The following is a 13,992-nucleotide window of genomic DNA, read 5'->3' as shown; positions in this document are numbered from 1 at the left end:
GGACCCCGGCCGCCAGGGTCAGCGAGGCTCCTCGGGAGGGTCGTGGTGGGCCCCGAGGTCGCACTGCGCCCAGGTGACGTCGTGCCAGCGGCCGTGCTTCCAGCCGACCCGGCGGAAGGTGCCCACCGTGGTGAAGCCGAGAGCGCGGTGCAGCGCGGCACTGGCCTCGTTCGGCTGGGTCATGCCGGCGGCCGCCGTCCGGTAGCCCCGTCCGGTGAGCCGGTCGAGCAGCGCGGTGTAGAGCGCCCGGCCGCCGCCGGCGCCCCGCTGGTCCGGCGCCAGGTAGACGCTCACCTCGCAGGCCCACCGGTAGGCCGGCCGGGCCTTGAACGGGCCGCCGTAGGCGTAGCCGACCACCACGTCGGCGCGCTCGAGCACCAACCACGCGTGCCGGGCCTGGGCCGCCGCGATCCGGCCGGCCATCTCGGGGACGGTGGGCGGCACCAGCTCGAACGTGGTCGAGGAGTCCAGGACGTAGGGGGCGTAGACGGCCGCGCACGCCGCCGCGTCGCCGGGTGTCGCGTCCCGCACCGTCCCACCGTCCACGGCGACGAGGGTAGACCGCACGGCTCCGCCCCCGGTCGACGTGGGTGGTGCGCCGCCCGCCGGCGCGGACCCGCATGCTCCGCCGCCGGGCCGGTAGGGTGAGCCGTCGCGAGGGGCGGTAGCTCAGCCGGTCAGAGCAGGGGACTCATAATCCCTGGGTCGTGGGTTCGAGCCCCACCCGCCCCACAAGTAGCCTCTCACTAGGTCTTATAGTCGTCAAGCGCGGATCCGGACCGGAGCACGACGCTCCAACACCAAGGGATTCGCTACATTAGGTGGATGACGACCAGGTCTGCTCGTGCGGCGAAACCGGGTCCGGAGGTCGCGGCGGACCCCGATGCGCTCCCCGTTCTGCTCGGTGACTGGCAGGTGCATCTGCGGGCGCGGAACATCAGCCCGGCCACCATCGACTCCTACCTGCGGGTGGGCCGGGCCTTCTGCGCCTTCCTGGTGGCGAACGGCATGCCTGTCCGCGCTCGTCACGTGAGCCGGGACCACGTGGAGAGCTACCTGGCCGCGATGTTCGAGCGCCGGGCGCACAACCGCGAGGGCACGGTTCGTCCCGCGACCGTGGCCAAGCACTACCGATCGTTGCAGCAGCTGTTCCGGTGGCTCGTCGACGACGGTGAGATCGACCGCTCACCGATGGAGCGAATGCGGCCGCCCGCCGTCCCCGAGCAGCCCGTTCCCATCGTCCCCGACGCGCACCTGGAGGCTCTTCTCGCCACCTGCAAGGGCAACACGTTCGAGAACCGGCGGGACCTGGCGATCATCCGGCTCTTCCTCGACACCGGCATGCGGGCCGGTGAGCTCGCCGGCCTGACGGTGGACGACCTCGACCAGGAAGAATCCACGGCCTACGTCCTGGGCAAGGGCGGGCGTCACCGGGCCTGTCCCTACGGAGCGAAGACCGCCGACGCCCTGCGTCGCTACATCCGGGCCCGCCGAGCGCACCCGTACGAGAACCTGCGAGCGCTGTGGCTCGGGCGGGTCGGGCCGATGACCGACAACGCGATCCGGCAGATGATCGACCGCCGCACTGACGACGCAGGGATACCGCACATCAACCCGCACCGGTTCCGGCACACCTTCGCCCACAAGTGGCTCGCTGATGGCGGCCAGGAGAACGACCTGATGCGGCTCGCCGGCTGGCGCTCCCGGGAGATGGTGGGTCGCTACGGCGCCAGTGCCGCCGACGAGCGGGCGCGTGCTGAGCACCGCCGGCGGGCCATCGGTGATCGGCTGTAGGTGAGCGCTGCCTTACGACGGCATGACTGCAATCAGCGACGGCTCCGAGCTCACACCGGCTCAACGTGTCCTGCGAGCGAAGCTCGCCGCTCATGCCAGCTGGGCCAACACGGCTGACCGGACGGCGCGTACACGGCCGGCGGCCGACGCCTTCATGGCCCGGTTCGAGCGGGAGGTGGACCCGGACGGTCGCCTCGATCCCGTCGAGCGGCTCCAGCGGGCCGTATCGGCCAAGAAGGCGTACTTCCAACGCCTCGCCCTGGCATCGTCGCGCGCACGCGGCCAGGGACGTGACCGGCCGAAATCTTGAGGTTGCCGCCGCCTCGCGAGCCTCGAATATCGACGGGACCTGCCGCCGGTCGGGCATTCGCGTGCCCCGGAGTTATCCACAGGACTCACGACCATGCGCAGCTCTCGGTCTAGATTCGTCAGAATTCTTCTCGTAGTGTCGACCACTCGCGGGACGGTGCTGACTTAGGTAAGCATGGCGGAGCTTCGGGGGAAGCCGATGAGCAGACTCAGGCGGTGGCAGCAGCCGCTTCTCTGGGCGCTCATGCCCGGCTTGCTGGTCCTGGCCGCCTGCACGGGCGGCCCTGGTGAGACGCAACTTCCGCCAGCGACGGCGACGCCGAGTCTGCTCTCGCCCAGTCCGACACCAACGCCTACCTCGCCGTCGCCGGCCGACCCATCGGAGGCCGCCGCCCAAGCGGCCGTGGTGCGCTTCTGGAAGGTCCTTGATCGGCTCTCTGCCGACCCCAAGTCCGATCTGACCGAGATCTTCACCGTGGCGCGGGGTGAGGTCGCGGATCAGTACATCCAAAACATCACCGAGTACCGGGCCGACCGTGTGCGCCAGGTTGGGTCAGTGGCGGTCGAGAACCTCTCCGCCGACCGGCTCTCGAAGGGGAGCCGGTACCGGGTCAATGCATGCCTCGACGTCAGTGGCGCCAACATTGTCGACGAGGACGGAAAGTCCACTGTGTCGGACAAGCGGTCCCCGCGCATCCGATACGGGTACGAGGTCCTTCGTGACTCCGGCAAGTGGTACGTGGTGGACGAGCAGGCAGGCAAGACGTGCTGAGGCGATGGCTGGGCCTGCTGGTCAGCTCCGTCCTGCTGGCGCTCCCCGCCTCTGCGGCGTCTGCCGATCCGCCGGTTACCTGCGAATCGGGCGCAGCGCTGAACGCGGTCACTGGACGCTGTGTCGTCTCGGTCTCAGCTCCGGCAGCGCCACCGGCCAACCCGTCTGGACGCCGGCCTGCCTCTTACTCGTCAGAGTCGGCGTCGCCCGCATGCACCTCGCCCTTTTCTGGCGAGGAGATCCCTTGTAGGACGAGCGACGGCTGGTGGTCTCGGGGTTGGCGGTGTTACGTGAAGGCGTTGAGTCCCCAGCCGCCGCGGAGCGCCGCGGTGTGGCAGGGCCACGAGGATGGTGCGGTCTATAGCTGTCTGAGTCCTGGCCTTATCGGTACGGGCTTGTCGCAGCGTTGGTCGTTGACGCCGCCGGCGGGTCCGGCTGCTCCGCCGGATCCGCGGGTGTTGGCGCAGCGGGCGGTGGCGGCGATGCGGCTGCGTGCGGTGGATGTGGGGATCGTGCCGGAGCCGGCGCCTGGGCGGGTGGGCTTGGTTGGCTTGCCAACTTGGATGTGGGTCGATGCGCCGTCGGCGAGTTCGTGGGGGCCGGTGACCCGGTCGGTGTCGGCGGGCGGGTTTTCGGTGACGGCGACGGGCCGGGTGGACCGGGTGGTGTGGGCGATGGGGGACGGGTCGACGGTGGTGTGCCGGACGCCGGGGACGCCGTACGCGGACGGTTTCGGGAAGCGGTCGAGCCCGGACTGCGGCCACCGATTCACCCGGCAGGGCGTGTACACGGTGCGGGCGACCTCGTACTGGGTGGTGGCGTGGTCGGGGATCGGGCAGTCGGGAGAGATTCCGCTGCAGTTCACCCGGTCGGCGGTGATCACGATGGGGGAGGCGCAGGTCCTCACCACCGGTTAGGCCAAGCAGCAGCAGCACCGCAAGAGACGACGACTCGGGGGAGTGCGCATGTCGGTGACGGATGAGGCCAGGACCACGACCGGACGCGGCCGCGCCCGCTCGAGCCAAGCGCCGGCTGACGGCGGTGCGGGGCTGGTGGTCTCGCCGCCGAAGCTGCGGCGGCGTCCGCTGGTCGCTGTCGCGTCGGCTCTGGCGGTGGCAGTGGGGGCGCTGGTGTCGGCCTACGCGTACACCTCGACCAGCAACGCCGATGAGGTGTTGGCGGTGACGTCGACGGTTCACCGCGGTGAGGTGATCGACCGCACCGATGTGACGGCGGTGCGGGTCGGGGTCGACCCGGCCCTCCGCACGGTCGGAGCCGACCAGCTGGACCGGGTGGTGGGTCAGCGGGCCGCGACGGATCTGCCGGCGGGCGGGCTGGTCACCGACGAAGCCATCGCCGCAGCGGTGGTGCCGGGCCGGGACCTGTCGGTGGTGGGGGTGGGACTGCCGCCGGCGTTGTTGCCGGGGGAGCCGTTGCGGGCGGGCGACCGGGTGCGGGTGGTGGCCACACCGGGCGACCAGGGCGAGGTGACGGCGAAGGAGCCGCGGACGATCGCCGCGACGGTGGTCGGGGTGCACGGCAGCGAGGACACCGGGCAGCTGGTGGTGGATGTGCAGGTGCCCTTTGATGACGCCGCTGAGCTGGCGGCCCGGGCAGCGACCGGCAAGGTTGCGCTGGTGCTGGACTCGCGGGAGCGCTGAGTCGTGGCGGTGGTGGTGTTGGTGTCGGCGGCCGGGTCCCCGGGGGTGACCACATCGGCGTTGGGGTTGGCGCTGGGATGGCCGCGGCCGGTGGTGGTGGTGGAGGCGGACCCGACGGGCGGGTCGGCGGTGCTGGCCGGCTACTTCCGCGGCGCAACGGCCCCGGCGGGCGGCCTGTTGGATCTCGCTTCAGCGGAGCGGGAGGGCCGACTGGCCGAGGCGCTGCCCTCGGTGCTGGTACCCGTACCGGACTCGACGGTGCAGCTGTTGCCGGGCGTGCGCGCGCACGGTCAGGCGCGGAGCCTGGCCGGACTGTGGCACCCGCTGGCAGGGGTGCTGTCGGGGTTGGAGGCGTTGGGGCAGGACGTGATTGTCGACGGCGGCCGTCTCGGCTTGGAGGGGTGGCCGGAGCCGCTGCTTGCTGGAGCTGATCTGGTCTTGCTGGCTGTGCGGTCGGACCTGGTGTCGTTGGCGGCGGCCCGGTCCTGGGCCGACACCCTCAGGACTGGGCATGAGCATGCCGGCGGGGCGGGGGTGGGGTTATTGCTGGTGGGGGCGGGCCGCCCCTACAGCGGGCGGGAGATCTCAGCGGTGCTGCAGCTGCCGGTGACCGCTGGGCTGGCGTGGGACGAGGGGTCGGCGGCGGTGCTCAGTCGCGGCGCCGTCCCGGCGCGCCGATTCGACCGGTTGCCCCTGCCCCGAAGTCTGTCCACGGCGCGGGCGGCCGTCGAAGCCCAGGTGGCAGCGGGCCGGGCCGCCCTCGAATCGATGCCTGTGGAGGTGCAGCGATGACCGACACCCTTGCTCGTGAAGACACTCCGGAGCGGGGCGACGACCGCCGAGACCAGCAAGACCCAGACCAGCAGAATCAAGGCCACCAGGTGCGGCCGGCGCCGGCTGAACTTCCGTTGTTCGCCACCCCAGCCTCAGCTGCCTCGCCACCCCTGACAGCAGATTGTTCGGTCCAACGACCGGGCCGGGTCCGGTCGGCTTTCAGCTTCCGCCCTGAAGCGGCAGCCCTCACCCCGCCACCTCACCCGGCGGTCGGGGTGCGGCCCGTGACCCAGCTGCCGTCGTGGGCGGCGCCGCACGCCGCTGTCGATACGGCTTCCGGTCCGGGTGGGGTGGATTGGTCGATGGTGGCGGTGTTGCGGGCCCAGGCGTCGGAGCGGTTGTCGGCGGCGTTAGGGGAGGACCGGACGCGTCTGGACCGGTCGGCGCAACAGGAGCTGGGCCGGGCGATCATTCTGGAGCTGCTGCAGGCCGAAGCCGGGGATCGGCTGTCCGCCGGGGAGCCGGCCTGGCCGCTGGCAGTGCAGGACCGGTTGGGGGAGGCGGTGTTCCATGCCCTGTTTGGGCTGGGCCGGCTACAGCCGTTGGTGGACGACGACCGGATCGAGAACATCATCATCACCGGCCATGACCGGGTGTGGCTGGAGCGCACGGACGGCCGCACCGTGGCGGGGGAGCCGGTCGCCGACTCCGACGCTGAGCTGGTCGACTTCCTGGTCTTCTTGGCGTCGCGGTCGGAGGTGAACGCTCGTCCGTTCTCCCCGGCGGTGCCGCGGCTGCATCTGCGGTTGGACGGCGGCGCCCGGCTGGCGGCGTCGGCCTGGGTGACACCACGTCCGTCGGTGGTGATCCGCCGCCACCGGCTGCAGTCGGTGACGTTGGCTGATCTGGTCCACCGCGGAACCTTGTCTGCAGTGGCCGCCTCGTTCTTGGCGGCGGCAGTGAAGGCGCGTCTGTCCATCGTGGTGGCGGGCCCGCAGGGCGCGGGGAAGACGACGTTAGTGCGGGCGTTGTGTGCGGAGATTCCGCCGTGGGAAGCGATCGGCACCTTTGAGACCGAGTACGAGCTGCACCTGCACGAGATGTCGGACCGGCATCCGATCGTGCACGCGTGGGAGGCGCGGCCGGGGTCGGGCGAACGCGGCCCGGACGGCCGCCAGGCCGGGGAGTTCACCCTGGATGAGGCGCTGTATGACTCGTTCCGGTTCAACCTGTCCCGCCAGATCGTCGGCGAGGTGAGGGGCCGGGAAATCCTGGCGATGATCAAGGCGATGGAGTCCGGTGCCGGGTCGATCTCCACCACCCACGCCCGCCACGGCGAGGCCGCGTTGCGGAAGCTGGTCACCTGCGCCATGGAGGCCGGTGCGCATGTCACCCACGACTACGCCACCCGGGCGGTCGCGGAGAACATCGACCTGGTCGTTCAGCTGCACCTGAGTACCCAGCCCACCGGTAGCGGCGGGTTCCGACGGGACCGGTGGCTGGCCGAGATCCTGGCTGTCACTCCGGGGGAACGCGACCGGGGGTACGCCACCACCCACGTGTTCCGGCCCGCTGCCGGCCAACCCGCTGTCGCGGGGGTGCTGCCGGATGAGTACCGGAGCCTCGAGCAGTACGGCTTCGACCTGCCCACCTTCTACGCCGAGGCCGGCGGGGGAACGCTGTGACGCCGCTGCTCGCCGCGGTCGGGGGCGCGGTGACCGTGGCCGGCCTGCTTGGCCTGGTCGCCGGTCTCCGCCGCACCCCCGAACGACCACCCCCACCCCACCGGCGGCGGGCCGGACCGGTCCAGCGGTGGCGGCGGGTCAGCCCGCGCACCCGCTGGCTGCTGGTCGTGGGCCTGGCCGCTGGTGTGCTGGTCGCCTTGTTGACGGGGTGGTTGGTGGCGGTGGTGTTGGTGCCGGCGGCGGTGGCCGGGTTGCCGGTGCTGCTGTCGGCGCCGCCGGCGGGGGCGAGGATCGCCCGGTTGGAGGCGATGGAGGAGTGGACCCGCTCGTTGGCGGGGGTGCTGACGGTCGGGATCGGGTTGGAGGAGGCCCTGCTCGCGACGTTGCGGTCGACGCCGGAGCCGATCCGGGCGGAGGTGGCCCGGCTGGTGGCCCGGTTGCGGGCCCGCTGGTCGACCGAGGAGGCGCTGCGGCTGTTCGCCGACGAGCTCGACGACACCACCGGTGACCTGATCGCCGCCAACCTGATCTTGGGGGCTCGCCGTCGGGGGTTCGGGTTGGCGTCGGTGCTGGAGAGCCTCGCCGAGTCCGTCGCGGCGGACGTCCGGGCCCGGCGGGCGATCGAGGCCGACCGGGCCAAACCTCGGGCGACCGCCCGCTGGGTCACCGCTATCACCGTCGTCGTCCTTGCCGTGTTGGCGGTCACCGGCACCTACGTCCGCCCCTACGCCACCCCGCTCGGCCAGCTGCTGCTCATCACCCTCCTCGGCGCCTACGTCGGGGTGCTGGTGTGGATGCGGCGGATGGCCACCGGCCACCCGCTGCCCCGGTTCCTCGGCGCCCACGCCCACAGCTCGGCCGGCTGGGGGGTGGCGCGGTGACCGGCCTGCAGCTCGCCTTGGTCGGCGGAGCGCTGCTCGGCCTCGGTGTCGCGCTGCTCCTGGCCCGGCTGGTCCCGGCCCACCCCGACCTCCGCGACACCCTCGACCGGCTCTCACCCACCCCCACCCGAACCCCAACCGACGTAGCCGCGGCTGCTGCAGGTTCGGGGGCGGTGTTGGGGCAGGAGCGGCTGGGGGTGTGGGCGCTGGGTGCGTTCCCGCCGGCGGTGTGGGTGCGTACCCCGGTCCGGGAGCTGGCGGTGCTGCGGATCCCGGTCGCCCGCTTCTACGGGGAGAAGGTGCTGTTCGCCCTCATCGGGCTGACCATCCCGGCGTTGCTGTCCGGGCTGTTCGTGCTGCTGGGTTTCCGGGTGCCGTTCGGGGTGCCGGTGGCAGGGACGGTGTTGTTGGCGGTCGGAATGTTCTTCCTGCCTGACTACAACGTCCGCGACGACGCCTTGAAGGCGCGGGCGGAGTTCGCTCGGGCGCTCGGCGCCTACGTCGACCTGGTGGCGCTGGAACGGAACAGCGGCTCCGGCGCCCGACAGGCGATGGAGGTGGCCGCCGACATCGGCGACTCCTGGGTGTTCCGCCGGCTGGGGGAGGAGCTGGCCCGCAGCCGCTGGTCCGGCCAGGCGCCGTGGGAGGCCCTGCACACCCTCGCCGACGAGCTGGGACTGCCCGAACTCGCCGATCTCGCGGACATCATGCGCCTGTCGGGGGAGGAGGGCGCCCAGGTGTACGCGAACCTCCGCGCCCGCTCCGCCAGCATGCGCTCGGCCATGCTCAACGCCGAACTGACCAAGGCCAACGAGATCGGCGAACGCATGTCGTTCCCGATGAGCATCCTCGGCGTCATCTTCCTCGCCCTCCTCGTCACCCCCGCCCTGCTCCGCCTCCTCGGCGGAACCTGATCTGCCATCCATCGCGCAAGCCAAAGTGCGGGCCCACGACCACCCGCATCCCGTCCGACCCCTTCAGGAGATCAGAAAGTCCCACACCTCGCCGGCCCGCACCGGGACCGGTGCCCCAACCCGAAAGGCTCCGTCATGCAGCACCTGTTCGTGACCCTGCACCTGCTCGGCCTGCGGCTGCAGGACCACCTCGACGCGCCGCTCGCCCGTGCGCGCGCTGAGGGGGAACGCGGCTCCATCACCATCGAGCAGGTGGCGTGGTCGGTCGGCATCATCGCGATCGTCGCCATCGCTGTCGCCGCCATCCGCGCCTACGTCGTCGCCCAGGTCGGCAAGCTCTAGACCCGGCAGCCAACACATGCCTCGGCCACGATCATCACCTCTCCGGCAGCGCCGTCCCGTGCGGCTGCGGGGGGAGCGGGGTTCGGCGTCGCTGCAGCTGGCGGTGCTGCTGCCGGTGCTGTTCGGGGTGATGTTCCTCGGCCTGCAGGCGTCCCTGATCTACCACGCCCGCACCGTCGCGATCGCCGCCGCCGCCCAGGGCGCGCGCGCGGCCGCCCTCGAGGGCGGCACCCCCGGTGACGGGGCCTTGGCCGCCGCCGACTTCGTCGCCCAGGCCGGCGGCAACGACGTCCTCGAGAACGCGGCGGTCACCGCCGGCCGCTCCGGCGGTGCAGCGACCGTCACCGTGACGGTGACCGGGACCGCCCTGACCGTGCTGCCCGGCTGGCACCCCCAGGTCCGGCAGAGCGCCACCCTGCCCGCCGAGAGGATCACCACCGGATGAACCCGCATTCCAACCTGCAAGTTCTCCGTCGGCCCGCCCGACGGCGGCGGTGGCGGCTGCAGGTTGAGCGCGGCTCGGCGGCGATCGAGACGGTGCTGATCGTGCCGGCGTTCCTGCTGTTCGTGCTGCTCATCATCTACGCCGGCCGGGTCGCGGTCACCCGCCAAGCCGTCCAAGCCGCCGCCGCGGAAGCCGCCCGATCCGCCTCCCTCGCCCGCAACCCAGGCCAGGCGCAGTCGGCCGGCGCCGGCGGAGCCGCTAGCAGCCTCCACAACCAGCACCTCAGCTGCCGGTCCCAGCAGGTCCGCGTGGACGCCTCAGGTTTCGCCGCCCCAGTCGGCACCCCGGCCAAGGTGACCGCCACCGTCATCTGCGCCGTCGACCTCTCCAACCTGACCCTGCCCGGGCTGCCCGGCACCCGCACCATCACCGCCACCATGACCTCCCCGATCGACACCTACCGGGAACGGGGCTGACCGATGACCCAAGCACCCAACCAGGGATGGCCGCGGCGGCGGTACGCGGACCGACCGTCCAGGGGCCGGCGATGGGGGAGTAGGCGGTGCAACCGGCGGGATGACCGGGGGTCGGTCAGCTTGTTCGCCGTCACGGCGGCGGCAGGCATGGTGATTTTGGCCGGGCTCGCGGTTGATCTTGGCGGTCAGGTCTATGCCCGGCAGCACGTCGTCGACGTCGCCCGGCAGGCCGCCCGCGCAGCAGGACAGCAGTTGCAACCCGCGCCTGCGATCCGGGGCGACGCTCTCCGCACCGACCCACAGCGCGCAGCCGCCGCCGCCCGGAGCTACCTTGCCGCCGCCGACGTCTCCGGCGCCGTCAGTCTGCACGGCGGAACCGCGGTCACCGTCACTACCACCGCCAGCTATTCCACCGTCTTCCTCAGCATCATCGGCATCAACGAGCTCCAGGTCACCGGCCGGGCCGAGGCCCGCACCGTCCGCGCCGTCCAGGGCGTCGAACGATGACCCGACCCACGCCCCCACGGCGGGACCCCACACCGCCGACGCCGACATCGCCCAGGCCGGCGGAAGGCCGGGGCCCAGCGGCGCGGCTGGTTGGGCTGGCCGCCACGCTGGCCCTGCTCGCTGGGGTCGCCGGTGTACCGGCGCTGCTCGCCCTGGTCGGCACCGACGTGATCCCGGACCAAGTCCCGTCGCCGGCCCAGATCTGGACTGCCGCCACCACCCGCGACGACGGCACCCTCGCCCTCGCCAGCCTCACCCTGGCCGCCTGGGCCGCCTGGCTGCTGTTCGCCGTCCTGGTCGTTATCGAGGTGGTGGCCCAGCTGCGGGGACGGGCAGCGCCCCGGGTGCCAGGCTTCCGGCTGCCCCAGGTCGGGGCCCGAGAGCTGGTCAGCGCCGCCCTGCTGCTGTTCCTCGCCGCACCGCTAGCCTCCCAGCCAGCGCCCGTCGCCTTCGCCCAACCCACCAGCTCGAACCCCGACCCCGCCGACAACTCGCACAGCTCACCCCCACAGCACCCGCCGGCTCACCACCGCGCGGACCAAGCCCGGTCCGCAGTCAACGGCGCCGCCCCGCTGCACACCGTGCGGCGGGGCGAGTCGCTGTGGTCTATCGCCGCTGACCGCCTCGGCTCCGGCCTCCGCTACACCGAGATCGTCGCACTCAACACCGACACCCTGCACGGCCGGCCCGGCTTCCTCACCCCCGGCCAGACCCTCAAGCTCCCCGCCCACCCACCGTCAGCGACCAACGTTCGAGGAGAGCGGGTGCGAGTCCAGCGGGGGGACACCCTGTCCGACATCGCCGAAGAGCAGCTCGGCGACGCCGACCGCTACCCCGAGATCTTCCGCGCCTCGACCCCAATCCGGCAGCCCGACGGCCGCCACCTCACCGACCCCGACATCATCGACGTCGGCTGGACCCTCACCATCCCCACCACAGCCAAACAGCCGCACCCCGACCAGCCCAAGAGGGCCGATTCTGACAGGGCCGATCCCGATAGGGCCGATCAAGCAGGTATCCCGACAGACCCGCGAGCCGGCCGCGACGCCTCGCCACGAAGCAGTCAAGCCGAAGCCGCCCCCGCCAGCCCGCGTGCACCGAGTACGCGTCCCTCCTCTTCTTCAGCGACACCGCAGCCGTCGACCACACCAGCCAGCTCGCCCCCGCCGCCGACCGCCTCTGCCGGGCCGACCCACGCTGACGAGAGCCGACAGCCCGAGGAGCCGGCGACGGCCGCGTTGCCGGCGTGGGCGTTGACCGGGCTGACCGGCGCCGGCGCCCTCCTGGCTGCCTCCCTGCTGGTGGCCCTGCGCCGCCGCCGCGCCTGCCAGTTCCGGGCGCGCCGACCCGGCCGCACCATCGCCGTCCCACCCCCATTGCTGGCTCCGGTCGAGAAGACCCTTGTACTGACCGGCGACCAGACGGTCCCGACCCTCGACCTCGTCGACCAGGCGCTGCGGCGGCTCGCCGCGGCCCGGGCCGCCGCCCGCCAGCCGATGCCCGACCTGGCCGCGGTCGAGCTGACCCCCGGTGCGCTCACCCTGCACCTCGCAGAGCCGGCGCCGCCGACGTCGCCATGGCAGGCCTGCGACGACCAGCCCAGCTGGCGACTGCCCGCGAGCACCGACCTCGACACGGTCGGGCCGACCGTGCTCGACCAACCCGCCCCCTACCCCCTCCTGGTCACGATCGGCGCCAGCGACGACGGCGCGGTCTGGCTGCTCAACTGCGAGCAGGCCGGTGTCCTCGCAATCACCGGCGACCCCCTCTACAGCCACGACCTGGCCCGCTACCTGGCCGCCGAGATCGCCTGCAACCCGTGGTCTGAGCAAGCCCGCCTGGACTGCCTCGGCATCGCCCAGGAGGTGAAGGGCATGAACCCCGAACGGGTCCACGCCCACCCCGCCGACAGCATCCAGCACCTGCTTGCCAACGCCACCGCCGACGCCGCCGGACTGCTCGACCGCAGCCACGAGTCAGCCCTCGACGTCCCAACCGGCCGCGCTCACCAGGTTGACGCCGACGCCTGGCCCGCCCGGATGCTGCTCCTCGAGCTGCCCAAGCTGTCCGAGCATCCGCCCTTCACCCAGCTACTTGAGCTCGTCGCCGACCACCCCGCCCGGACCGGCACCGCAGTCGTCCTCACCGGCCAGACCGAGCTGCCAGCCTCCGCCCGTACGCTGGCCGTCACCGGGCAGGGACGGCTCACCGTCCCGCACCTCGGCCTCGACCTGATCGTCGTCGGCCTCACCACCGATGAAGCCGAAGGCTGCGCCGCACTCCTGGCCCAGGCCGACACCACCGACGACCAACCCGTCCCCGCACCCGCGGTCGACAAGGACGAGGAGGGCTGGCGGGGGTGGGCCGACGCCGCCGGCGCGATCCGCGCAGAGCACACCCTGCCCCGCACCGCCCCGCCCACCGAACCGGCGACAACCCTCCTGGACGGCGACGACCAGAAGTACCTCGAAGCCGCAACCACCACGATCAACGACCTGGCCGCCATCGCCCCCCAGGTACCGGTCCGGGTTCGTGCCATCGTCGAGGATGCCGACCCCACCCTCGACGCCGACCTCACGGCTTGGCGGGAGAAGGACTGCGACCTGCCACGGCTCACCCTTCTCGGCCCTGTCTGGGCCCGCACCCACGGGACAGCGCTGGCGAAACGGCGCCCCTACTACACCGAGCTCCTCGCCTACCTCGCCACCCGCCCGCGCGGCGCCACCCCTGACGAGGTTGCCGACGCCATCGGCATCAGCGGCCCCCGCGTTCGCACCGACATCAAGATCCTCCGCGACTGGCTCGGCACCAACCCGCGCACCGGCCGCCAACACCTACCCGACGCCCGCGACAGCGACGCCGCCCGCACCCGCGGCATCCCCACCTACCAAGTCGACGGCCTACTACTGGATGCCGACTTGTTCCGCCGCCTCCGCGTCCGCGGCGAAACCCGCGGACCTGACGGCATCAACGACCTCCGCGCCGCCCTCACCCTCGTCACCGGCCGACCCTTCGACCAGCTCCGACCCGGCGGCTGGACCTGGATGATCGATGGTGACCGCCTCGACCAACACCTCCTCTGCGCCATCGTCGACGTCGCTCACCTCCTCACCACCCACGCCCTCAAGACCGGAAACCTTCCAGTCGCCCGAGCGGCCGCCGAAACGGCGATTCTCGCCGCCCCCTACGAGGAGATCCCGCTCCTCGACCTCGCCGCCGTCGCCGCCGCCGAAGGTCACCCGGACCAGGCCAACCAGATCCTCCACGACCGCGTCTACAACCGGTCCGACGACGGTGCAGCCCCCACCGAACTACCCGCCCGCACAAGCGCGGTCCTCCACAACCATCCGCTGACCAGGAAGCGGGCCAGCTGAGCCACGTATGGGCAGCTCCGGTCCGGGTGGCTTTGAGCCTTGTTCCGGGCCACCTCAC

15 protein-coding genes and 1 tRNA gene are annotated in these 13,992 nt (G+C 72.1%); 15 read left to right on the top strand and 1 reads right to left on the bottom strand.

Annotated features, from left to right (window positions below):
• Positions 1-18: 18 nt before the first annotated feature.
• Complete coding sequence (locus BLT72_RS14310; RefSeq protein WP_197677042.1) at positions 19-546, bottom strand: GNAT family N-acetyltransferase; 528 nt, start codon at positions 544-546, stop codon at positions 19-21.
• A 112-nt stretch (positions 547-658) separates the two neighbouring features.
• Between BLT72_RS14310 and BLT72_RS14305 the strand changes: the two genes are divergently transcribed.
• The 15 genes from BLT72_RS14305 to BLT72_RS14235 all read left to right on the top strand — a co-directional run bounded on the left by BLT72_RS14305 (position 659) and on the right by BLT72_RS14235 (position 13,934).
• Positions 659-732: transfer RNA gene (locus tag BLT72_RS14305), tRNA-Ile, on the top strand.
• 93 nt (positions 733-825) lie between these two features.
• Positions 826-1,794 (top strand): tyrosine-type recombinase/integrase, encoded by a 969-nt coding sequence (locus tag BLT72_RS14300; protein ID WP_091413693.1) that lies wholly within the window; start codon positions 826-828, stop codon positions 1,792-1,794.
• Positions 1,795-1,816: 22 nt separating this feature from the next.
• Entirely contained in the window at positions 1,817-2,104 is a 288-nt protein-coding gene (locus BLT72_RS14295; RefSeq protein WP_091413691.1) for a hypothetical protein, read from the top strand.
• Between the two features lie 243 nt (positions 2,105-2,347).
• On the top strand, positions 2,348-2,875 hold the full coding sequence (locus BLT72_RS14290) for a hypothetical protein (protein WP_157720509.1): 528 nt from the start codon (positions 2,348-2,350) through the stop codon (positions 2,873-2,875).
• 455 nt (positions 2,876-3,330) lie between these two features.
• Complete coding sequence (locus BLT72_RS14285) at positions 3,331-3,792, top strand: hypothetical protein (protein ID WP_091413688.1); 462 nt, start codon at positions 3,331-3,333, stop codon at positions 3,790-3,792.
• A 195-nt stretch (positions 3,793-3,987) separates the two neighbouring features.
• Positions 3,988-4,536: an SAF domain-containing protein gene (locus BLT72_RS14280; protein WP_197677041.1), complete on the top strand. Its 549-nt coding sequence runs from the start codon at positions 3,988-3,990 to the stop codon at positions 4,534-4,536.
• 3 nt (positions 4,537-4,539) lie between these two features.
• A complete protein-coding gene (locus BLT72_RS23335) occupies positions 4,540-5,328 on the top strand; it encodes a hypothetical protein (RefSeq protein ID WP_091413686.1) in 789 nt (262 codons plus the stop codon).
• Between the two features lie 266 nt (positions 5,329-5,594).
• On the top strand, positions 5,595-6,995 hold the full coding sequence (locus BLT72_RS14270) for a TadA family conjugal transfer-associated ATPase (RefSeq protein ID WP_231930065.1): 1,401 nt from the start codon (positions 5,595-5,597) through the stop codon (positions 6,993-6,995).
• Positions 6,992-7,876 carry a type II secretion system F family protein gene (locus BLT72_RS14265; RefSeq protein ID WP_091413681.1) on the top strand — a complete coding sequence of 295 codons (885 nt, stop codon included), beginning with the start codon at positions 6,992-6,994 and terminating at the stop codon, positions 7,874-7,876. The genes BLT72_RS14270 and BLT72_RS14265 overlap by 4 nt, the downstream gene beginning before the upstream one ends.
• Positions 7,873-8,790: a type II secretion system F family protein gene (locus tag BLT72_RS14260; RefSeq protein WP_091413678.1), complete on the top strand. Its 918-nt coding sequence runs from the start codon at positions 7,873-7,875 to the stop codon at positions 8,788-8,790. The genes BLT72_RS14265 and BLT72_RS14260 overlap by 4 nt, the downstream gene beginning before the upstream one ends.
• A 135-nt stretch (positions 8,791-8,925) precedes the next feature.
• Positions 8,926-9,132, top strand: a complete 207-nt coding sequence (locus tag BLT72_RS14255; RefSeq protein WP_091413676.1) for a hypothetical protein — start codon at positions 8,926-8,928, stop codon at positions 9,130-9,132.
• Between the two features lie 58 nt (positions 9,133-9,190).
• Entirely contained in the window at positions 9,191-9,577 is a 387-nt protein-coding gene (locus tag BLT72_RS23330; RefSeq protein WP_280949222.1) for a TadE/TadG family type IV pilus assembly protein, read from the top strand.
• Entirely contained in the window at positions 9,574-10,053 is a 480-nt protein-coding gene (locus BLT72_RS14245) for a TadE/TadG family type IV pilus assembly protein (RefSeq protein ID WP_091413672.1), read from the top strand. Before BLT72_RS23330 ends, BLT72_RS14245 begins: the two co-directional genes overlap by 4 nt.
• A 120-nt stretch (positions 10,054-10,173) precedes the next feature.
• Positions 10,174-10,560, top strand: a complete 387-nt coding sequence (locus BLT72_RS14240) for a pilus assembly protein (protein WP_172826082.1) — start codon at positions 10,174-10,176, stop codon at positions 10,558-10,560.
• Positions 10,561-10,727: 167 nt separating this feature from the next.
• Entirely contained in the window at positions 10,728-13,934 is a 3,207-nt protein-coding gene (locus BLT72_RS14235; protein ID WP_172826081.1) for a LysM peptidoglycan-binding domain-containing protein, read from the top strand.
• Positions 13,935-13,992: the final 58 nt, after the last annotated feature.

Source organism: Friedmanniella luteola (genome assembly GCF_900105065.1).
Lineage (GTDB): Bacteria > Actinomycetota > Actinomycetes > Propionibacteriales > Propionibacteriaceae > Microlunatus > Microlunatus luteolus.
Note: the sequence above shows the minus strand (reverse complement) of the source record. Positions and strands in the feature narration are given on the sequence as shown.